A 22207-nucleotide genomic window follows, 5' to 3' on the forward strand; every position below is an offset into this window, starting at 1 on the left:
TTATGTGACGGACAGTTATGCCTTTTTCAATGCTGCAATACTTTCCTTGAGAGATTTGATGATACTTTCAGCATCTGCCTGCTTCTTGCGTTCCATCTCAAGAACGGCGGCAGGAGCATTATTCACAAACTTCTCGTTACCCAGTTTCTTCAGCACACCCTGCAAGAATCCTTCCTTATGCTTCAGTTCGGCCTCCATACGGGCTATCTCGGTTTCCACGTCAATCATGTTACCCAAAGGTACGGCATATTCCGTAGTACCTACCATGAAGGAAGCAGCACCGTCGGCCTTGTTCTCCACCACATTGATGGACGAAAGGTTACACATTTTCGTAACAACCGCGTTGAACGCCACAACCGGATTCTCACCGATAACCTGCAACTCAAGTACCTCTTTTTGGGCGATGTTCTTCTGCAAACGGATGGAACGGATATTGCTGATAACCTCTTTCACCACTTCAAACTCCCGGATGATATCCTCATCTACCAATGCCGACATTGACAACGGGCTTACCATCAAGCTCTCACCGTCTGTACGGTCGCAAAGATGCTGCCACAACTCCTCTGTAATAAATGGCATGAACGGATGGAGCAGATGCAACAAGTTATCAAAGAAACCGATAGTTGCTTCATACACTTTCCGGTTAATGGGCTGGCCGTATGCCGGTTTAATCATTTCCAGATACCAGGAAGAGAATTCGTCCCAGAACAGTTTGTAAACAGCCATCAGCGCTTCACTCAAACGGTACTTGCTAAACAAATCAGCCACTTCGGCAGCTACTTCATTCTGCTTGGCCTCAAACCAGCGTACTGCCAGTTCTGAAGCTTCCGGTACCGGAACTTCCGCATTGACTTCCCAACCTTTAATCAGACGGAAAGCGTTCCATATCTTATTATTGAAGTTACGTCCTTGCTCACACAATGCATCGTCAAAGAGGATGTCGTTTCCGGCAGGAGCTGAAAGCATCATGCCCATACGTACACCATCGGCACCGTATTTCTCAATCAAATCCAGCGGGTCGGGAGAATTACCCAACGACTTGGACATCTTACGTCCCAGCTTGTCACGGACAATACCCGTAAAATAAACGTTCTTGAACGGCATCTTGCCTTCATATTCATAACCTGCCATAATCATACGGGCTACCCAGAAGAAGATAATGTCCGGACCGGTCACCAAGTCGCTGGTAGGATAATAGTAGCTGATTTCTTCATTACCCGGATTGTTGATACCGTCAAACAAAGAAATAGGCCACAGCCAGGAAGAGAACCAAGTATCCAGACAGTCTTCGTCTTGACGAAGGTCTTCCTGTTTAAGACCGGCATTACCCGTTTTCTCTTTTGCCAACGCCAAAGCTTCTTCGGGAGTGGCAGCCACTACATAACCACCTTCCGGCAAAAAATAAGCAGGAATGCGATGCCCCCACCACAACTGGCGGCTGATACACCAGTCCTTGATATTTTCCAACCAGTTCTTGTACGTATTCTTATATTTGGCAGGATAGAACTTCAACTCATCATTCATCACCGGCGGCAAAGCCATGTCGGCAAAGTGCTGCATCTTCAAGAACCACTGCATGGAAAGCTTCGGTTCGATGGGCACATTGGTACGTTCGGAGAAACCTACCTTGTTGGTATAGGCTTCCACTTTTTCCAGCAATCCGGCAGCAGCCAGGTCCTTCTCAATCTGCTCGCGCACATCGAAACGGTCCATGCCGATATACAAGCCGGCAGCTTCACTAAGCGTTCCGTTATCATTGAAGATGTCGATGCTCGGCAGGTTATACTTTTCACCCAGCATGTAGTCGTTCACATCGTGGGCAGGAGTTACCTTCAGACAACCGGTACCGAACTCTATATCTACGTAATCGTCCTCGATAACCGGAATAACACGTCCTACCAACGGAACGATCACCTTCTTACCCTTCAACCAAGTATTCTTGGGGTCATTCGGATTGATACACATGGCAGTATCTCCCATGATGGTTTCGGGACGGGTGGTAGCAACCACTGCATAACGTCCTTCGGGGTCACCTTCTACCATGTACTTCAGATAGTACAGCTTGCTGTGTTCTTCCTTGTAGATAACTTCCTCGTCACTAAGAGCGGTCAGCGCCTTCGGGTCCCAGTTCACCATACGGACACCACGGTAAATCAAACCTTTGTTATACAAGTCGACAAAAACCTTGAGCACGCTTTCACTACGTTTCTCATCCATTGTGAAAGCTGTACGGTCCCAATCGCAGGAAGCACCCAGCTTGCGAAGCTGCTTCAAGATGATGCCACCATGTTCATCCGTCCATTCCCAAGCGTGTTTCAAGAATTCGTCGCGGGTAAGGTCCGTCTTCTTGATGCCTTGTGCGGCAAGCTTGTTCACCACCTTGGCCTCGGTAGCAATGGAAGCATGGTCGGTTCCCGGCACCCAGCAGGCATTCTTGCCTTCCATGCGGGCACGACGTACCAGAATATCTTGTATGGTATTATTAAGCATGTGTCCCATGTGCAACACACCAGTGACGTTGGGGGGCGGGATGACGACGGTGTAAGGCTCACGACCATCGGGTTTCGAACTGAATAATTTGTGGTCCAACCAATACTGGTACCACTTTCCCTCCACGTCAGCGGGATTGTACTTACTTGCTAATTCCATGTTTTTAAATCTCTATAATTAATTTATTGCGAATAACGGGCGCAAAATTAATGAATTAAAATTTAAATATATATTTTTGTCCCTACAAAACAGTATATAAAATGAGGAGGAAGCTAAAAATCCGATATATCATATTAATCGTATTACTGTCTGTCGTATGGGCAACGCAGCTCATTCCAAGCTTGGGAGAAGTATATGCACAGTCCGTATATCCGGTAATTTCCCATATCCTGTCCTTCTTTTCAAAACTCATGCCTTTTGCCGTAGGCGACTTGTTCATTTTCCTCAGCATCATCGGGCTCCTCTTCAATCCCATCAGGGCACGCTATATCCAGAAAAAGAAGTGGAAACAGATTCTGCTGAACGAGATGGAATACTTGCTGTGGATATACGTATGGTTCTATCTGGCATGGGGGCTGAACTACTCACAGAAAGATTTCTACGGCAGGACAAACATACCTTATACTGCCTATACTCCCGAAATCTTCCGGACATTTGTATACAACTATATCGACAAACTGAACACTTCTTATACGGACATTACTTCTATTGACGAACCATTGGTCTGCCGGGAAAGCGTATACGGATACAACCAAATCAGTGATACGCTGGGGGTACACCGCCCTCCTCACTCTTCTCCACGTGTAAAAACCATGCTTTTCACCCCGTTCATTTCCATGGTCGGTGTTACGGGAAGCATGGGACCCTTCTTCTGCGAATTTACACTGAACGGTGATTTGCTCCCGTCGCAATATCCCGCTACTTATGCCCACGAGCTGGCCCACCTGCTGGGTATCACCAGCGAGGCTGAAGCAAACTTTTACGCTTATCAGGTCTGTACCCGTTCGCAAGTGAAAGAGATTCGTTTCAGCGGGTATTTCTCCGTACTCTCACATGTGCTGGGTAGCGCCCGCCAACTGATGAGCGAAGAAGAATACGCAGAGCTTTTCGGCCGGATACGTCCTGAAATCATAGAACTGGCCCAAAAGAACCAGCAATACTGGATGGAGAAATACAGTCCGCTCATCGGGGACATCCAAAACTGGATTTATGACTTGTACCTTAAAGGAAACAAGATTCAAAGCGGACGCAAGAACTATTCGGAAGTAATAGGCTTGCTTATCTCGTACGAAGAATGGAAAAACTAAATATCAAAATCATGCATACAAGAAAAGAACAGATGGAAGCCTTCGGCCGCTTCCTCGACATACTCGACGAACTGCGCGAGAAATGTCCCTGGGACCGCAAGCAGACCAATGAAAGTCTGCGCCCTAATACTATCGAAGAGACTTATGAACTTTGTGACGCCTTGATGCGCGATGATAAGAATGACATCTGCAAAGAGTTGGGCGATGTGCTGCTGCATGTAGCTTTCTACGCAAAAATAGGCTCCGAAACCGGTGATTTCGATATGAAAGACGTATGCGACCGTCTTTGTGAGAAACTTATCTTCCGCCATCCCCATGTCTTCGGTGATGTAAAGGCCGAAACCGCAGGTCAGGTTTCTGAAAACTGGGAACAGCTAAAATTGAAGGAAAAAGATGGAAACAAGACAGTATTGAGCGGTGTACCCGCCGCCCTACCCTCACTCATCAAGGCCTATCGTATCCAGGACAAGGCCCGCAATGTAGGATTTGACTGGGAGAAACGCGAGCAAGTGTGGGATAAGGTAAAAGAAGAAATCCAGGAATTCCAGGCTGAAGTCGCCCATATGGATAAGGAGAAAGCTGAAGCCGAATTCGGCGATGTCATGTTCAGCCTCATCAATGCTGCCCGCCTCTACAAAATCAATCCGGACAATGCACTGGAACGGACCAACCAGAAGTTCATCAACCGATTCAACTATGTAGAAGCACACAGCATCAAGGAGGGTAAAAATCTCCATGACATGACACTGGAAGAAATGGATAAGCTATGGAATGAAGCGAAAGCACTGGAAAAAGAAAGCAAACAAGATGATTCTTCTAAAGGTCAGGTTTAACTGGCTAAAGTAGAGGTTTAACAAGGCTAAAACGAGGTATCTCTCATTAACAAAAGAAGGTTGCTCACACCATCGTGGCAACCTTCCTTATTTGTAATTCATTCACTACTCATTTTTTCCCTTGCGGTCTTCGCTGGGGGCCATCTCCCTTTTTATGCATGCCTTTCAGCAGTTCACGATGGAAACGCATTTCAGCTCTTTGCACCAGATAAATCTTTTTACAAGACAATATCTTCTTGAATTTATCAAAGTAGGTCTTGTCCAACCGGTCAGAAGCAATACGGGCATCATACACACCTTCCATAATTTCCTCATACTGGGCTTCGGTTGTTTTTTCATCTTTCCCTTGCCGGAGCAATTTCCAAGCCTCGTCATTCAACTGCTTTTTCCGGTCTTGCAATTCAAAATACAATGGGAAGAACTTGGCTGCTTCCTCACTCGTCAGCCCGGCTTTCTCCGTTATAAACGCTTTTTGTTTGGCACGAAACTCTTCGGGTGACAGATGCTGATCACATCCATCACTAGCCCAAAGCAGGGGCATCATGCCACATATCATAACCAATAAAACAATCAGTCTTTTCATTTTTCAATAATTGAGTGTTGTTACCTTATTCTGCATCAGAGTCTGCCAAATAAACATACAATGAATAATCATCCAGCATGGAATTCTCTACAGCCATATTAATATATTCCATTTCTGTTTCCGTATCATCAGCAGCCATACGCTCTACAGATGGAGTATGCTCCGAAGAAGCCACGCGGATAATCAATGCCGCACCTATAAACATGGCGGTCATATACAACCAAGGCTTTACCTTCTGCCACATTGTAGGCTCTGTCTGTACAGCAGTGAGTTTTTCTTTTTCGGGAAGCCGGTTCATTACCTCTGAAGTAAGATTCTCAAAGTAGCCGTCAGGAACGCGGAAAGGATTTTCCGTCCCTATCTTTTTCAGTATTTTATCTTCTTCTTTCATAAGCTTTCTCCTTTCTGTTTAATTAGACATTGTTTTGTGGCAAAGGTTTAATACTCCTCACCCAAAAACTTTTCTATTTTCTTCACGGCATGGTGATAAGAAGCCTTCAAGGCACCTACGGAAGTACCGAATATATCAGACATCTCTTCGTATTTCATTTCCTGGTAATACTTCAAATTAAACACCATACGTTGTTTTTCCGGCAAGGCAAGCAAGGCTTTTTGCAAAGCCATCTCTGCTTTATCACCGGAGAAGTAAGGATCACTTTCAAGCTTTTGAAGTGCATCTGCCTCGGGATCATCCAAAGATACTGTGGAAGCAGCCCGTTGTTTGTTCAGAAAAGTGAGGCATTCATTCAAGGCTATGCGATAGAGCCAGGTAGAGAGTTTAGCCTCTGCCCGAAAATAATCTATATTGGTCCATGCCTTAATGAAAGTATTCTGAAGTAAATCATTGGCATCTTCATGAGAGAGGACCATACGACGAATCTGCCAATACAGCTGCTCGCTATATTGGGCAACAATCATCTCAAATCCCCGCTTTTGTGTGCTTTCTTCTTGCAGAAGGGCCAACACTTCGCGTTCATTATAGGAAGGGGTCATAAATTTCTATTCGCATTTGTTATTTTAGACTGCCAAAGATAATGCAAACCGAAAGCAGAACAAAATGAACGAGTTCATTTTTTATGTCGAGGTGCAGTTATCTTCGCACTTGTGCAAAGATACGAAAAGTTTAATTCATACCGATACACAAAGTGTTTCTTTGGCAAGCTGAGTATCCGGAAAAATAGCGGATGCTTCTTGAAGTAAGATATTTTCATCTTCATATCGTGCCGAAAAATGTCCTATCAACAACTTCTTCACCTCAGCCCTCCTGGCTATTTCAGCCGCTTGTGCAGCAGTTGTATGAAATGTTTCTTTAGCACGCGGTGCATCCTCATTCGCAAATGTCGCTTCATGAAAAAGCAAGTCAACTCCTTTTATCTGCTCTACGATAGAAGGAAGATAGATGGTATCCGAGCAATAGGCATAACTGCGGGACGGAGCAGAAGGGCGGGTCAACAAGTTGTTGGAAACAGTTTTTCCCTCCGGTGTCACGTAATCGGCCCCATTCTTTATACGATTCAATTCGTATACCGGCACTTGGTAGAAATCGACCATTTCACGGATAATATGGTTAGGACGCTGCTTTTCTGCAAACAAAAAGCCACAACACGGCATACGATGACGCAAAGGAATGGTAGTAACCGTCAACGAACGGTCTTCATAAATCAGCATCGGTTCTTTCGTATCAAACTCATGGAAAAGGACCTTGTACGTCATCTGTCTATTAAAAAAGTCCAGCATAGGTGTCAGCAATGTTTCCAGCCCTTTTGGAGAATGGATATGCAACTCGGCTGTACGTCCTAAAAGGTTTAGTGTAGAAATCAGTCCCAATAAGCCAAAACAATGGTCTCCATGCAAGTGAGAGATAAAGATATGATTCAAACGTGAAAACTTCAGATGTGATTTACGGAACTGCAACTGTGCCCCTTCCCCACAATCAATCATAAACAGCTTGTCGCGCACGTTCACAATTTGAGACGTAGGGAAATGACGTGTTGTGGGTAAAGCGGAACCACAACCAAGAATATGTAACTCAAACTTTTCCATTCCAAACCTTCCGAACTGATTTCTACTCCTTGATTTATAGAAGAGCCTTTATCTCTGAAATTCCAAAGGATATTTCAAAAGTTTCTCTAGATTTATTCCCTTTATACAGATAGCCCACCCCTTTATCACACTTCACACATACTTCCAAGAACATGCGCAAGGCTGGATCGGAGGAATTCAAAGAGTTCTTCACATTTGCCTTCATCTGTTCTGCATTTTCCTTCAAAGCAGACATCTGTACTACAGATTCGTCAATCGTATAATGATACAGCACCTTATCCGACTCGATTGTCAGTTTATTGAGCAAAGTGGCTTCATCCACCTGCATCGGGCATGATACGTTGGTCATCTTCACTTGCTCTTCCAATTTCTTCTTATCACTGCTTTCAGCAGCTGAACCGCCATTCAATATATCTTTCAAGTCTTGAGTAGTCAGATAACACTCCACTTCGTTACCGGATGTCTTTCCTTTATAGATGAACTTCATACCGGAATCAGTACCGACAACCAAATCCAGCATCTCTTTAATAGCCCCTTGTGGATTACCCAACATAACAGTCACAGCAGACTTCATTGCATCGGGATTCTTTTTCAAAGCATCTATATCGAGGAAACTTTCATTCATAAGCAGCACATATACCACATCCGCCCCATCAAAAGTAATGCTGGATATTTCGCCGGAAGCTCCCATATCCATGGGACATTGTTTGTTGGCAGCCGCGATAGCCAGCTTGAGTTTAGACTTCTGGCCGCATGCGGTTAGTAACATCAGTGACAGGCAAGTGAACAACACCGTCTTCCCTACATTTTTGAACATGTTTTTCATAATAAATGAAAATAAATTATTGAATATTTCTATGATTACAAGAGCAACCACCCTGCAAAGATAAACATTTATGGAAAAACCATCCTTAATTCCATAAAATTCTATTGACAAATCATAAAAAAGAAGGGCACTTGTTTACGCAAATACCCTTCCTTCATTTATAGAATGGAGTAATTATTTCTTTCCAGCTTCCATCTGTTCCTTCAAGGCAGCCAAAGCATCGATGTCACCCAGAGTAGTAGATGCAGCCTGGTTTTGGATAGCAGGAGCAACGTCTTCTCTCTTACCGGTTGACTTCTTAGTAGCAGCCTTCTTTTCAGCTCTTTCTTCTGCCTTTGCAGCATCTTCAAAGATACGGCTGTGAGAAAGGATGATACGCTTAGCGTCCTTATTGAACTCAATTACCTTGAATTCAAGCTTCTCATCCAACTGAGCTTGTGAGCCGTCTTCCTTAACGAGGTGCTTCGGAGTAGCGAAACCTTCTACACCATAAGGCAGAGCAACTACAGCACCCTTATCCAGCATTTCGATAATAGTACCTTCGTGTACAGAACCTACTGTAAATACAGTTTCAAATACATCCCAAGGATTTTCTTCGAGTTGCTTGTGGCCAAGGCTCAAGCGACGGTTTTCCTTGTCGATTTCCAGAACTTGTACGTCGATGTCTGCACCAATCTGAGTGAATTCAGACGGATGTTTAACCTTCTTCGTCCAAGACAGGTCAGAGATGTGAATCAAGCCGTCAACACCTTCTTCGATTTCAACGAATACACCGAAGTTAGTGAAGTTACGAACTTTTGCAGTGTGCTTGCTGCCGATAGGATACTTCTCTTCGATAGTTTCCCAAGGATCAGACTTCAGCTGTTTGATACCCAAAGACATCTTACGCTCTTCACGGTCCAAAGTCAAGACTACTGCCTCAACTTCGTCACCTACCTTCATGAAGTCCTGTGCAGAACGCAAGTGCTGTGACCAAGACATTTCAGATACGTGAATCAGACCTTCAACACCCGGAGCGATTTCGATGAATGCACCGTAGTCAGCCATAACTACAACTTTACCCTTCACGTGGTCGCCAACTTTCAGGTTAGCATCCAATGCATCCCAAGGATGTGGAGTGAGTTGCTTCAAGCCGAGAGCGATACGCTTCTTCTCATCATCAAAGTCAAGGATAACAACGTTGAGTTTCTGGTCGAGTTCAACCACTTCTTTCGGATCGCTGACACGGCCCCAAGAAAGGTCTGTGATGTGAATCAAACCGTCTACGCCACCCAGGTCGATAAATACACCATAGGAAGTGATATTCTTAACGGTACCTTCGAGAACTTGTCCTTTTTCGAGTTTACCGATGATTTCCTTCTTCTGTTGTTCCAGTTCGGCTTCGATAAGAGCCTTGTGGGAAACAACCACATTCTTGAATTCCTGGTTGATCTTAACAACCTTGAATTCCATTGTTTTGCCAACGAATACATCGTAGTCGCGGATAGGCTTCACGTCGATTTGAGAACCCGGCAAGAAAGCTTCGATGCCGAATACGTCTACAATCATACCACCCTTTGTGCGGCACTTGATGTAACCCTTGATAATTTCTTCGTTTTCCAAAGCTGCGTTTACGCGATCCCAAGAACGGGTAGCACGAGCTTTACGGTGAGACAGAACGAGCTGTCCTTTCTTGTCTTCCTGATTTTCGATGTATACCTCAACAGTATCACCAACCTTCAGTTCAGGATTGTAACGGAATTCACTCATCGGAATGATACCGTCTGATTTGTAACCGATGTTCACAACTACTTCACGCTTGTTCATTGCGATTACGGTTCCATCAACTACCTCGCGGTCGTTAACCTTGTTCAACGTATTGTCATACGCCTTTTCCAGTTCTTCGTGGCTTGCACTGGCTACTGATTCGCCGTTCTCATAAGCATCCCAGTTGAAGTCTTCAATAGGAGCTACATTCTTTAAATTTTCCATTAATAAATAAATTGTTTAACTCGTTAATTAAGTGAGACTTTATGTTGACTCATTGTAAATCGGGCGCAAAGATAGAAGTATTTTCTTGAACTACAAAACAAAAAGCATTCAAAACAGCAGTGGAATAATCAATTAAAGAACAAAAAAAATATTACCTTTGCATCGTTTCATTTATACATAATCTCAATAATTTATCATGAAAAAGATAATCGCATGCATTTCCATCATTTGCTATACATTATTATGTTATAGCCAAAATCAGACAACGGACAACAACTACCGTACACAAAAGAACATTTCCTATCTTCATCCTGGCGAAAAGGACAGCTATAAGCTGGAGCGTTGTAAGCTCGACATCCATTATCCTACAGATAAAAAAGGATTTGCAACCCTTGTCTGGTTTCACGGTGGAGGACTGGAAGTCGGAGAGAAACATTTCCCGAAGGAGTTCTTGAATCAAGGCTACGCCGTGATAGCCGTAAACTACCGACTCAGCCCGCGTGCCCAAAATCCTGCCTACACGGAAGATGCCGCAGAGGCCGTTGCTTGGACTTTCGAGAACATAGAAGAATTCGGAGGAGATAAAGATAAAATATACATAGCCGGTCATTCAGCCGGTGGTTATCTCTGTCTGATGCTCAATCTGGACAAGAGTTACCTGGCAAAGTGGAATATTGACGCCAACAGCCTGGCAGGTGCTTTCCCCATCAGCGGACAGACTACTACCCACTACACCATCCGCAAAGAACGCGGGCTGCCTTCCGACACTCCGATTATAGATAAATATGCTCCTTCCAATAACGTAAGAAAGGACGCTTCACCCATGATACTTATCACTGGCGACAAAGAGTTGGAGATGCTGGCACGCTATGAGGAAAACGCTCATCTATATGCCCTCCTCAAAGCACTGGGACAAAAAACCACCCTCTATCAGATGGAGGGATTTGACCACGGTACGGTGGCCGCTCCCGCATGTACCTTGATAAACAGCTATATGAAGAAGGCAAGCAAGAAGTAACCACTACCCTTGCCTTTCTTTTACGTATGCCAATGCCGCTCCTATTGCTGTTCTATATTCAGCATAGGGCGGTATATGAAAATGTACATGATAGATGGCTTCCATTTTAGAAAATACCTCCCGGCACTGAGGCAGTTGGGTAAGATTCCCTATCAGAACGAAATCCTTGATAGGACTATTCAAAGCTGACAGTACAGCAGCTCCTCCAATGGTTTGAAGCACCGTATAAATTATACCGCAGGCAATATCTTCTTGAGAAGCATTGCTATCTGCTTTCCCGAAAAGAGAGGCGGTAGCACTCACAGGCAAGTCAGGCAAAGCAGTGTTGCAAATATCACCTATCTGCAAGTTGACACGAGTTACATCCCCTTTCTCAGCCAACTCGGACACTTGATGAATATCATGAGTTTTCAACAGCAACCTTGATAGTCCCTGCAAGGTACCTCCACCAATCCCCAAGCCGCCAATATGCTGCACCTTGTCGCCGTCAATTTTCACAAAAGAAGTGCCGGTACCCATGCTGACTACAATCAGTTGGTCTATATCCGTTGCATGTCTGGCTCCCAAACCATTGGCAATAAACTCATCCGTTTTGCGAGTAGGCAGTCCATATAGAGGGCTGTTGACAAATGCGCTTCCCACTCCCGTTAGCATCACCTGCTCCACATCGACCAGCTGTATACCATTGTCATAAATATACTTACCGAATGCTCCGAATAAGGAAGTCACCGGGTCGGTAGCCGTAATAAACATTGGAGACTGTATCTGTTCTCCATTGATTCCAACGATTTTCGTGGTACTTCCACCCACATCTATTCCTATTACTATACCCATAGCTCCAAGTAATTTGCAGCAAAGTTACAAAAGAATCAATAATTGACAATTGATTAATGTGTCAATATGCTAATTGGCTGCGATATGTTTATGCTGTGCCATCACGCCGCAGGTCATTGACACATTATCACATTGGCACATTACTATCGGTTAAACAGCTCGAAGGTGAATTTGCAACCAATTTCCTGATACTTCCAGTTTGCAAAGCTGGCAAACAAGCCAAAATCAAAAATATGCGTACCAATGCCATACCCTACTTCCAGATAAGGTTTCAAGTGAGGTACTACCAGTGCATTCAGATACAGACGTTCGTTCAAGACATACTGGGTATATTTCATCAAATGGCGAAGCAGAAGGAAAGGCGCTTCGTATGTAAGGTGTCCACGGATATATTTGCGGGAAGAGTTATACCAACGCCCATCAAGCAATTGGAACACCCCGCCAATATCATCGCTCCAACCCATAGGCAGATTGGAGCGCCGCAAATTGGCAAAGTCCACAAAGTACAGTTCTTTCTGATTGGTGAACTCTCCCCAGCCAAAGCGCCAATAAATATCGCGCATCAATCCCAAAGAAACCTGATGCTGCAAATCGACCTCCACACGCTCGTACGAACCGCTGCTCTGCAATACTCCGCTGATGCCCCGTTCCCAATCCACCGAGATGGAAGGGTATTTGGAGTGAAGGTTCACCTTACGGTCACCATTCATATAGTAATATTGTCCCGGAGTCCAAGACAAACGGACACGGGGGGCAAAACTGTTATAAGTATGCCGAAACTTATTCAGGACATTGGGGTCGAAATTCGGAAAGAACGACGAGCCGCCGGAACCTACGTTTGTTACAGATTTTACCGATGGCATACTCGGATAGTTAAGTTCAAACCGGGAACGGTTCACTTCCGTACGTCTATGCATGGATATACCCACTTCCAGCGACAAGCCGTTCACTATCTCCCAGCTATGGCGCAGATTCAGATACAAGTCCTTGAAATAATCCAGATGTATCTGGTTGAAATCAAAGATACTGTCGGGAATAGCTTTCAAGTCATCCAGCACATCACTACTATAAATCCGGTTACCATTACCAAATTCCAGATGAAATGCCGCACGCTTACGAGGCCAATAATCAAAATCAGACTTCACCCTCCAGTAAAATTCTTTCTCTTTAAAATTATAACCTATCCGGGGAACGATTCGCAGCAGGCGGTCGCCCTTGAATATACGGTTGTACTTGAATTCCTGCCGATACGAAATTCCATGTTTGCCGCTATAACTCAAAAGAAAAGGATTAATCAACGGCGAACAGCGTACACTTCCCAATTTATCAAGGTCTACCGTGTAGCGACTAATCAGAGCATCCCCAATCTGTCCCCAGAATTCCAGATTCTTATTGACCGGCTTCTTTTTCCGGATGAGTGTATCCCGACGCAAGAAAAAATCCTGATACAATGTTTCCTCGTGCAGGGTCAACGGAATGGGACGTAAAGTTTTAAAGTAGGCAGTATCACGCCGAAAAGCATTCGTATCCGTACGCAACGTGTATGAATCTGACAAGTCATATTTACTTTTCTTCACCGACTTCCGTATATCACTTCCAGGAGCTTTCTGAATGATGTTCTTATAATCGAGTACAGCTTCATAAGTACCATCTACCACATTTCCCAAAAAACGGAACGTTGCATCCACATCATACTGCAACGGAAGAAATTCGTCCGAATCGCCCACATTACCCATCTTCACCAGATTATTGAACCGCACCATCTCATTACGTCCGGAAAAACGCATCTCGCGTACACTCCACACGTTATCACTCACAATCAGATAACCGCCCACCAGCTGAAAGCTTTTGCTTTTCGGCATAAAACGGATTTTATACTGGCGAGCATGCCGTTCCCCCATCACCGTATCAATCCGATAAGTATAATATTTTTTGGCATTGGGTGCTAAAGGAGAAAGTAGTTTGTCATATAATAGGGTAGAAGAATAGATATTGATGTGAAAATATTCCGGCAATCGTCCGTCCATTTCCCAAAACTCGGAAGCAGTGCCGACACTTGCCTTTACCTTCTGGTCATAGATGTCGGGAGCAGTAAAATGCAAATCGCTATAAGTTTCCATCATATATTCCCGCACCCCTTTTTGGGGCCGGAACATGGAAGGGATGTAGCGGAGAATATGATTCTTCTTACGGATATTCACCCAGCCCTTTATGTAAAGCTCAGCCTTGTAACTTTCAATAATACGTTCATAAAGGGGGGCAAAGAAGATGACTTTCTCCATGATGGAGTCTGCGGAACTCACATGTTTGTCAACCGGATAAGATACACGCTCCGCCCCTGCCTTCTGTACAAAAGAAAACAAGAAGCAAATCCAAATCCATATAAACAACAAACGTTTCAACCGCAATTTCTCCTTATAGAATCGGGACAAATATACGGAAGAATTCGTGTAATGCAAAAACATGTTCCATAAAGAAGCAGGGATGACACTTGTGACACCCTTTATTATAAAACATATGTTACGCGCGAGAGACAATAATACACAAGCACACATAGTTTGTGCAAGATAAATACGAACCTATATAAATTGTTATAAAAAGGGCGCCACAAGTGTCATGTACAGAATGATTCGTAATTGTGACGCATGAAAATTACTAATCACGACGCACTAAGATTACTAATCGTGATGCGGAAAGATTACTAATCATGGCATGGAACAAACGTAAGCTTTGAGTCGTTTTTCCATAACAAGCAAACTTTTTCAGGGGGGGTCTATTCTCAAAAAACACTAATATTTTCGAGAATACCCCCTAAAAAAGAGGGGGTAGTTCAGAAAAAACATGTATTTTTGTGCCCAACAACCAATAAAAGGAGAGACTTATATGTCAAAAATGCGATTTTTTGCTTTGCAAGAACTTGCCAATCGGCAACCTCTTGAAGTGACCACCCCTTCAAACAAACTGTCCGACTACTACGGCAGCCATGTCTTCGACCGTAAGAAAATGCAGGAATACCTGCCTCGTGAAGCCTACAAAGCCGTGACCGACGCCATCGAAAAAGGCACTCCCATCAACCGCGAAATGGCAGACCTGATTGCCAACGGCATGAAAAGTTGGGCAAAGTCCCTCAACGTCACCCACTACACGCACTGGTTCCAGCCTCTGACGGACGGAACAGCCGAGAAGCATGACGGCTTCATCGAATTCGGAGAAGGAACGGAAGTGATTGAACGTTTTTCCGGCAAACTGCTCATCCAGCAGGAACCGGATGCATCCTCTTTCCCCAACGGGGGTATCAGAAACACATTCGAAGCACGAGGATATACTGCTTGGGATGTTTCCTCACCCGCCTTTGTGGTAGATACCACACTTTGCATCCCCACTATCTTCATCTCTTATACCGGCGAAGCGCTCGACTACAAGACTCCATTGCTCAAAGCCTTGGCAGCTGTAGACAAGGCGGCGACAGACGTATGCCAGTTGTTCGACAAGAATATCACACGCGTTTATACCAATTTAGGCTGGGAACAAGAATATTTCCTCGTCGACTCGGCACTGTACAATGCCCGCCCGGATCTTTGTCTGACCGGACGTACCCTGATGGGACACTCCTCGGCCAAAGACCAGCAGTTGGAAGACCACTATTTCGGCTCCATCCCCCCACGTGTCACAGCTTTTATGAAAGAACTGGAAATCGAATGTCACAAACTGGGCATCCCGGTCAAGACCCGCCATAACGAAGTAGCTCCCAACCAGTTTGAGCTGGCGCCTATCTTTGAGAACGCCAACCTTGCCAACGACCACAACCAGCTTGTGATGGATCTGATGAAACGCATCGCACGCAAGCATCACTTCGCCGTACTGCTTCACGAAAAGCCCTACAACGGCGTGAACGGCTCCGGTAAGCACAACAACTGGTCGCTTTGTACCGATACGGGTATCAATTTGTTTGCACCGGGCAAGAATCCGAAAGGGAACATGCTGTTCCTTACCTTCCTAGTAAACGTACTGATGATGGTATACAAAAACCAGAACTTGCTGCGCGCCTCCATCATGAGTGCCGGAAACAGCCACCGTCTGGGAGCCAATGAAGCACCTCCCGCCATTCTGTCCATCTTCCTGGGCAAACAGCTGTCTTCCATCCTCGACGAGATAGCCCGCCAGATAAGCAGCAGCAAGATGACATCGGAAGAAAAGACAACACTGAAATTAGGCATCGGACGTATTCCTGAAATATTACTGGATACTACCGACCGTAACCGTACTTCTCCATTCGCCTTTACCGGCAACCGCTTTGAATTCCGTGCCGCAGGTTCATCTGCCAACTGCGCCGCCGCCATGATTGCCATCAATGCGGCTATGGCCAATCAGCTGAACGAGTTCAAAGTATCCATCGACAAACTGATGGAAGAGGGGGGCGGCAAGGATGAAGCTATCTTCCGCATTATGAAAGAGACCATCATCGCCTCCGAGCCTATCCGCTTTGAGGGTGACGGCTACTCCGAACAATGGAAGCAGGAAGCTGCACGCCGTGGACTGACCAACATCTGCCACGTTCCCGAAGCCTTGATGCACTACATGGATAACCAGTCCCGTTCCGTACTCATCGGCGAACGTATCTTCAACGAAACGGAGCTTGCCTGCCGCCTGGAAGTAGAACTGGAAAAATACACCATGAAGGTACAGATAGAAAGCCGTGTATTGGGTGATCTTGCCATCAACCACATCGTACCGACTGCCGTTATCTACCAAAACCGTCTGCTGGAAAATCTCCGTGGCCTGCGCGAGACCTTCTCTCCCGAAGAATACGAAGTCCTCAGTGCCGACCGGAAAGAGCTTGTACGCGAAATTTCCAAGCGCGTAACCGCCATCAAGGTACAAGTACGCGAAATGACCGAAGCCCGCAAAGTAGCCAACCACATGGATAACTACAAAGACAAGGCTTTCGCTTACGAAGAAACCGTACGCCCTTATCTGGAAAGTATCCGTGACCACATCGACCACCTTGAGATGGAAATTGATGATGAAATCTGGCCGCTTCCGAAGTATAGGGAGCTGCTGTTTACAAAGTAGGCCTCTCCCTATCCCCCTCCCCCGTAGGGAGGGGGATAGAGATACTACGATAAACAATTAAGTTACTACGATTTACGATTTGACGGTTTACGGTTGGAGTTACTCGTACAATCATAAACCCACCTGCTAATGAGCAGTTGTTTAACAATACAAACTTCAATCGTAAATCGTCTAATCGTAAATATATAGATTTTCCTTTATCTCCCCCCTACGATATCTTTTTGTCATATTTGTGCAATATTTAATTTTTTCTTTTTACATTTGTGCTGTATAACACAGTTTTGCAGCAGTTATGGTAAAAGTAAACTTATCTGATATTAATGTTCCGGAGTTGATTGCAGATATATGGTCTCCCCTGAATGACGAACAACGGGAATTCCTCGCCAACCACTTCACACTCCAGAACTACAAAAAAAACGAAGTCATCCATTGCGAAGGCGAGACACCTACGCACTTGATGTGTCTGCTGAGTGGAAAGGTAAAAATCTATAAAGACGGAGTCGGTGGTAGAAGCCAAATTATCCGTATGATTAAACCTGTCGAATATTTCGGTTACCGCCCTTACTTTGCAAAAACAGACTATGTTACGGCAGCATCTGCATTCGAGCCGTCTCTTGTTTGCCAAATCCCCATGACTGCCTTGATGACTCTGCTCACACAAAACAACGACCTTGCCATGTTCTTCATCAAGCAATTGTCCGTTGACTTGGGCATTGCCGATGAACGTACCGTAAACCTGACGCAGAAACATATCCGCGGAAGACTCGCAGAATCCCTGCTGTTCCTCAAAGAAAGTTATGGTTTGGAGGAAGACGGCTCCACCTTGAGTATCTATCTCTCGCGTGAAGATCTGGCCAATTTGTCAAACATGACCACTTCCAACGCCATACGTACGTTGTCACAGTTTGCCACAGAACGGTTAATCACCATCGACGGACGTAAAATCAAAATCATAGACGAAGAAAAGCTGAAGAAAATCAGCAAGATAGGATAAAGAATAAGTGACAAGGGATAAGCGATTAGGGATTAGCATAATAAAAACACATTGTTGCCATCCTAATCCCTAATCGCTAATCACTAAATCAGTCCTTTCGCAGACAAATATCTTTCCGCTTCAATGGCTGCCTGGCAACCTGTTCCGGCGGCGGTGATGGCTTGACGATAGTGAGGATCAGCAACGTCTCCGGCGGCGAATACGCCCGGCACTTTCGTACGCGGTGTTCCCGGCTCGGTGACGATATAACCTACTTCGTCCGTATCTACATAAGGTTTGAAAATATCTGAGTTGGGTTTATGGCCGATAGCCAGGAAGAAACCGTCAATAGCTACATCATAGCGCTTCTCATCAGGTTCACCCATACGCTGTACCAAATGTACACCTTCCACACCGTTCTCTCCAAACAAACCTACGGCATTATGTTCGAACAGTACTTCAATCTTGTCATGCTTCATCACACGCTCCTGCATAATCTTGGAAGCGCGAAGATAAGGTTTGCGGACAATCAGATAAACCTTGGCAGCCAGTCCGGCAAGGTAAACAGCTTCCTCGCAGGCAGTATCTCCACCCCCTACAACAGCTACCGTTTTCTTGCGGTAGAAGAAACCGTCACAAGTGGCACAAGCGCTGACACCCATTCCCGCATATTTCTTTTCATCCTCCAGCCCCAGATACTTCGCAGCGGCACCTGTAGCAATAATCAGCGTTTCAGCCTCAATCATCTTTTCGTCATCAATCGTAATCTTGTAAGGTGCTTCAGCAAGATTGGCTGCGGTAGCAACTCCATAACGCAAATCTGCACCAAAACGTTCGGCTTGCTTCCGCAGGTCTTCCATTAATTCCGGACCTCCGATACCTTGGGGATAACCGGGGAAATTCTCCACATCAGTAGTGGTTGTCAACTGGCCACCGGGCTGCAATCCTGCATAAAGTACCGGTGAAAGATTGGCACGGCCTGCATAAATAGCGGCAGTATAGCCGGCAGGACCCGAACCGACAATCAGACATTTTACTTTTTCTGTTTCCATCATTATATTATTTACTATTTGACTATTTACAATTTACTATTTAGCGCATGTCGATGACTTCAGCCGTGGGATAGGCTTTTTTGTCAAAGACAAAGAAACTATCCGGATAGGATTGTCCGGTCTGGTAGTTATTAATAAGGATAGTAGTCATATACTTACTCCCCCGTGGTGCCAAGTCCACTTGATGCAGACGATACGTATCCTTTGTCACAAACAGATAGACACTTTCAGGGTCTTTCCTCTTGTCGGCAGCAGTCATGGTGATGTAATAAACAGACTTGTCTTGCTTACCACCGACACTGCTCAACTTCAATCTGTATCCCTGCTTGTAGAGGGACAACCAAGCATACGGATTAAGAGTCTGCAATTCCTCCTGCGTAGGTTCCGATACATTCACCTCATCTGCCGAAGCCACATAGCTCCACTGCGTATGTCCGTCAAACCAAGTCTTCATTCCCTCAGTCTCAACCACAAACTTCTCACCTTCCAGATAGAGAACTCCCGCATAAGAGCCCTGTTGTTCGTTCACGGTAAACGCCAGCTTCACCCCTCCCGCTTTCCGAAAGGCTTCGGCTGTACGCTCCAATATATTCTTGGCATCCGGTTGTTGTGCCGACATCGGCACAGCAAACAACAGCAATAGCACACCAAGTAAAAGCTTATCAAATTTCATCATTCTATAAATAACCATTCCTTATTGCAAATTGTTTAACCGCATTTCCAGGTCGCTCTCATCTATACAGAACACCTCACGCGCCTTGCTGCCTTGCGCCGGTCCCACAATCCCCGCTTTCTCCAACTGGTCCATGATGCGGCCGGCACGATTATAACCGATGGCAAACTTACGCTGAATGAGCGACGTAGAACCCTGCTGGTGAATAACGACGAGACGGGCTGCATCCTCGAACAAAGGATCAAGACGCCCCATATCCACATCCCCCAAATCACCTCCTGCATTTTCATCCACATATTCGGGCAGATAAAAAGCGGTGGGGTAGCCCTGCTGGCGGGCGATGAACTTCGTAATCTCCGCCACTTCGGGGGTATCGATAAAGGCACACTGCACACGCACCGGGTCTGCTCCCTGCAGGAATAGCATATCACCGCGACCTATCAGCTGGTTGGCTCCCGGACGGTCGAGGATGGTACGCGAATCGACCATTGCCGATACACGGAAAGCGATACGCGCCGGGAAGTTAGCCTTAATCGTACCCGTAATGATGTTTGTTGTCGGTCGCTGTGTAGCGATAATCATATGTATACCTACGGCACGCGCCAACTGGGCGATGCGGGCAATGGGCAGTTCCACATCCTTGCCAGCTGTCATAATCAAGTCACCGAACTCGTCGATAACGACTACGATGTAAGGCATGAACTTATGCCCCTTCTCCGGATTCAGACGACGGTTGATGAACTTCTCGTTGTACTCCTTGATGTTGCGCACATGGGCAGCTTTCAGCAAGTCATAGCGGGTATCCATCTCCACACAGATAGAGTTCAAGGTCTGCACCACCTTCGTGACGTCTGTAATGATGGCATCTTCCCCGTCGGGCAATTTTGCGAGGAAGTGATGCTCAATCACGGAGTAGATGCTGAATTCTACTTTTTTGGGGTCTACCAGCACAAACTTCAGCTCTGCCGGATGCTTCTTATATAATAAGGAGGTGATGATGGCATTCAACCCCACGGACTTACCCTGACCGGTAGCACCGGCAACGAGCACGTGCGGCATCTTGCACAAATCCACCATAAATACTTCATTCGTAATCGTCTTACCCAGTGCGATGGGCAAGTCGTAAGTAGACTCCTGGAACTTCTTGCTGCCGATAATGCTCTGACCGGATACAATCTTCGGATTGGAATTGGGCACTTCGATACCAATCGTACCCTTTCCCGGAATGGGAGCGATGATACGGATGCCGAGCGCCGAAAGGCTGAGGGCAATATCATCTTCCAGACCGCGTATCTTCGAAATGCGGACGCCCTGCTCGGGAGTGATTTCATACAGCGTCACCGTAGGACCTACCGTCGCCTTAATGGTACTGATTTCTATACCGAAACTACGCAGAGTATTGATAATCTTATCCTTGTTCGCGTTCTGCTCTACCATGTCAATGGTCGGACCATTGTCATCGTAATGCTTCATCAAGTCTATTGTGGGGTAATGATAGTTTTCCAAATCCAGACGGGGATTGTACGGCTCCTTCTCCGTTCCCACATACTCCTCCTCTTCAGCCTTCTCAACCTGGAATGCCGGCTCCTTCTCTACCGGCTGTTCCCGAAAAGGGGGCACCGGCTCCGGTGCAGGAGTCTCAAAAGTCATGGTAACGTCCTCATCCGCAGACTTGGCAGGCTTTATCTTTCCATCACTTCCACCCAAGTCAAGGGTGATTTCATTCAGCGGTTCGTCCTCTTCTTCCTCTGTAGCAATCTCCTCCTCCTTTTCAAGAACCTTTTCCGGCTCCGCAGCTTCCGGTGTCGGAGCAGCCGCCTTTTCCTTTGCACCCCAAGAGGTCTTGAACTCTTCCGGCGTTTCACCCTGCACGCTTTCCGCCTTCTCCTTACGCTTCAAGAAGCTGAGACTGAACAATCTGCGCAACCAGATGACAGTCCGTGCACTCAGATAGATGAGGAAGCAAATGGCAGTTACCAACAATAGCAGCCAGACTCCCGGCACACCGACTTGAGACACAAGCCAGTTACTGACATTGTATCCGTGCATACCGCCCAGATAGAGGAAAGAGTCCTTGTACTGGTCTACAAACACAAAACCGAAAAATACCGAGAACCACACCAGCATCAACGAACAGCCGATGAACCACTTCCACAAGCGCACCACACGCACCCGCATCAGCTTCAGTCCCGCCACAGCCAGGAACACGAGAATCAGGAAAGACGATACGCCGAAGCAATCATTTATCAGATAGCTGGCCAACTGCGCACCGCGGCTACCGGCGTAGTTCTTCACCCCATTGTTGGTGGAAATCAGCTCCTGCGCACTGCCTCCGTCAATGATGCTCTGGTCTGCCGCTCCCGTGAAAAAGAATGATGTGAAAGCAAGCAACAAATAAACCGAAAAGATTACCAGCACCAAGCCGATAACGAAATGAACCGTTTCACTTCTAAATAACGCTGCCACTTTCCCCAAAAACGAGAGTGACAGCTCCGTATCTTTAGCTGTTGAATTTTTCTTTGCCATATTTT

General features: G+C 45.8%; 17 protein-coding genes. 5 read left to right on the forward strand and 12 right to left on the reverse strand.

Annotation, left to right across the window (positions count from 1 at the left end; all coding sequences use genetic code 11):
* Window positions 1–15 precede the first annotated feature (15 nt).
* On the reverse strand, window positions 16–2649 hold the full coding sequence (locus tag DWY57_RS02965) for a valine--tRNA ligase (RefSeq protein ID WP_119961327.1): 2634 nt from the start codon (window positions 2647–2649) through the stop codon (window positions 16–18).
* A 101-nt stretch (window positions 2650–2750) separates the two neighbouring features.
* Here DWY57_RS02965 and DWY57_RS02970 point away from each other — a divergent pair, with 101 nt between their 5' ends.
* Both DWY57_RS02970 and mazG read left to right on the forward strand, forming a co-directional pair.
* A complete protein-coding gene (locus tag DWY57_RS02970; protein WP_119961328.1) occupies window positions 2751–3797 on the forward strand; it encodes a DUF3810 domain-containing protein in 1047 nt (348 codons plus the stop codon).
* Window positions 3798–3805: 8 nt separating this feature from the next.
* Window positions 3806–4630 (forward strand): nucleoside triphosphate pyrophosphohydrolase, encoded by an 825-nt coding sequence (mazG, locus tag DWY57_RS02975; protein WP_119961357.1) that lies wholly within the window; start codon window positions 3806–3808, stop codon window positions 4628–4630.
* 109 nt (window positions 4631–4739) lie between these two features.
* On the opposite strand, the gene DWY57_RS02980 is transcribed toward mazG, so the two are convergent.
* The 6 genes from DWY57_RS02980 to rpsA all read right to left on the reverse strand — a co-directional run bounded on the left by DWY57_RS02980 (window position 4740) and on the right by rpsA (window position 10053).
* Complete coding sequence (locus DWY57_RS02980) at window positions 4740–5213, reverse strand: hypothetical protein (protein WP_009038074.1); 474 nt, start codon at window positions 5211–5213, stop codon at window positions 4740–4742.
* A 25-nt stretch (window positions 5214–5238) separates the two neighbouring features.
* Window positions 5239–5604: a hypothetical protein gene (locus tag DWY57_RS02985; protein WP_008665222.1), complete on the reverse strand. Its 366-nt coding sequence runs from the start codon at window positions 5602–5604 to the stop codon at window positions 5239–5241.
* 47 nt (window positions 5605–5651) lie between these two features.
* Window positions 5652–6206, reverse strand: coding sequence for a sigma-70 family RNA polymerase sigma factor (locus DWY57_RS02990; RefSeq protein WP_117964178.1), 555 nt, complete (start codon window positions 6204–6206; stop codon window positions 5652–5654).
* A gap of 135 nt (window positions 6207–6341) precedes the next feature.
* Window positions 6342–7256, reverse strand: a complete 915-nt coding sequence (locus tag DWY57_RS02995; protein ID WP_117964177.1) for a ribonuclease Z — start codon at window positions 7254–7256, stop codon at window positions 6342–6344.
* A 34-nt stretch (window positions 7257–7290) separates the two neighbouring features.
* The gene (locus tag DWY57_RS03000; RefSeq protein ID WP_117964176.1) at window positions 7291–8082 is read right to left on the reverse strand and encodes a hypothetical protein; all 792 of its coding nucleotides are present in this window, start codon (window positions 8080–8082) and stop codon (window positions 7291–7293) included.
* A 174-nt stretch (window positions 8083–8256) separates the two neighbouring features.
* Window positions 8257–10053, reverse strand: a complete 1797-nt coding sequence (gene rpsA, locus DWY57_RS03005) for a 30S ribosomal protein S1 (RefSeq protein WP_005831997.1) — start codon at window positions 10051–10053, stop codon at window positions 8257–8259.
* A gap of 196 nt (window positions 10054–10249) precedes the next feature.
* Between rpsA and DWY57_RS03010 the strand changes: the two genes are divergently transcribed.
* Window positions 10250–11071 (forward strand): alpha/beta hydrolase, encoded by an 822-nt coding sequence (locus tag DWY57_RS03010; RefSeq protein ID WP_117964175.1) that lies wholly within the window; start codon window positions 10250–10252, stop codon window positions 11069–11071.
* A 3-nt stretch (window positions 11072–11074) separates the two neighbouring features.
* Here DWY57_RS03010 and coaW read toward each other — a convergent pair whose 3' ends face one another.
* Window positions 11075–11905 (reverse strand): type II pantothenate kinase, encoded by an 831-nt coding sequence (gene coaW / locus DWY57_RS03015; protein ID WP_117600456.1) that lies wholly within the window; start codon window positions 11903–11905, stop codon window positions 11075–11077.
* Between the two features lie 143 nt (window positions 11906–12048).
* Window positions 12049–14370, reverse strand: coding sequence for a DUF5686 family protein (locus DWY57_RS03020; protein ID WP_117600458.1), 2322 nt, complete (start codon window positions 14368–14370; stop codon window positions 12049–12051).
* Window positions 14371–14788: 418 nt separating this feature from the next.
* Between DWY57_RS03020 and DWY57_RS03025 the strand changes: the two genes are divergently transcribed.
* Together DWY57_RS03025 and DWY57_RS03030 are read left to right on the forward strand one after the other, a co-directional pair.
* A complete protein-coding gene (locus DWY57_RS03025) occupies window positions 14789–16978 on the forward strand; it encodes a glutamine synthetase III (RefSeq protein WP_119961358.1) in 2190 nt (729 codons plus the stop codon).
* Window positions 16979–17270: 292 nt separating this feature from the next.
* Entirely contained in the window at window positions 17271–17972 is a 702-nt protein-coding gene (locus DWY57_RS03030; protein WP_005832010.1) for a Crp/Fnr family transcriptional regulator, read from the forward strand.
* 83 nt (window positions 17973–18055) lie between these two features.
* On the opposite strand, the gene trxB is transcribed toward DWY57_RS03030, so the two are convergent.
* Genes trxB through DWY57_RS03045 form a run of 3 tightly spaced genes read right to left on the reverse strand, consistent with a single transcriptional unit; the run spans window position 18056 to window position 22202 of the window.
* A complete protein-coding gene (gene trxB / locus DWY57_RS03035; RefSeq protein ID WP_008665210.1) occupies window positions 18056–19006 on the reverse strand; it encodes a thioredoxin-disulfide reductase in 951 nt (316 codons plus the stop codon).
* A gap of 37 nt (window positions 19007–19043) precedes the next feature.
* Window positions 19044–19694, reverse strand: coding sequence for a LolA-like putative outer membrane lipoprotein chaperone (locus DWY57_RS03040; protein WP_081028736.1), 651 nt, complete (start codon window positions 19692–19694; stop codon window positions 19044–19046).
* A 3-nt stretch (window positions 19695–19697) separates the two neighbouring features.
* Window positions 19698–22202, reverse strand: coding sequence for a DNA translocase FtsK (locus DWY57_RS03045; RefSeq protein WP_119961329.1), 2505 nt, complete (start codon window positions 22200–22202; stop codon window positions 19698–19700).
* Between the last annotated feature and the right edge of the window lie 5 nt (window positions 22203–22207).

The sequence above is a fragment of the Bacteroides sp. AF25-5LB genome (assembly GCF_003602965.1).
Classification (GTDB): domain Bacteria; phylum Bacteroidota; class Bacteroidia; order Bacteroidales; family Bacteroidaceae; genus Bacteroides; species Bacteroides uniformis.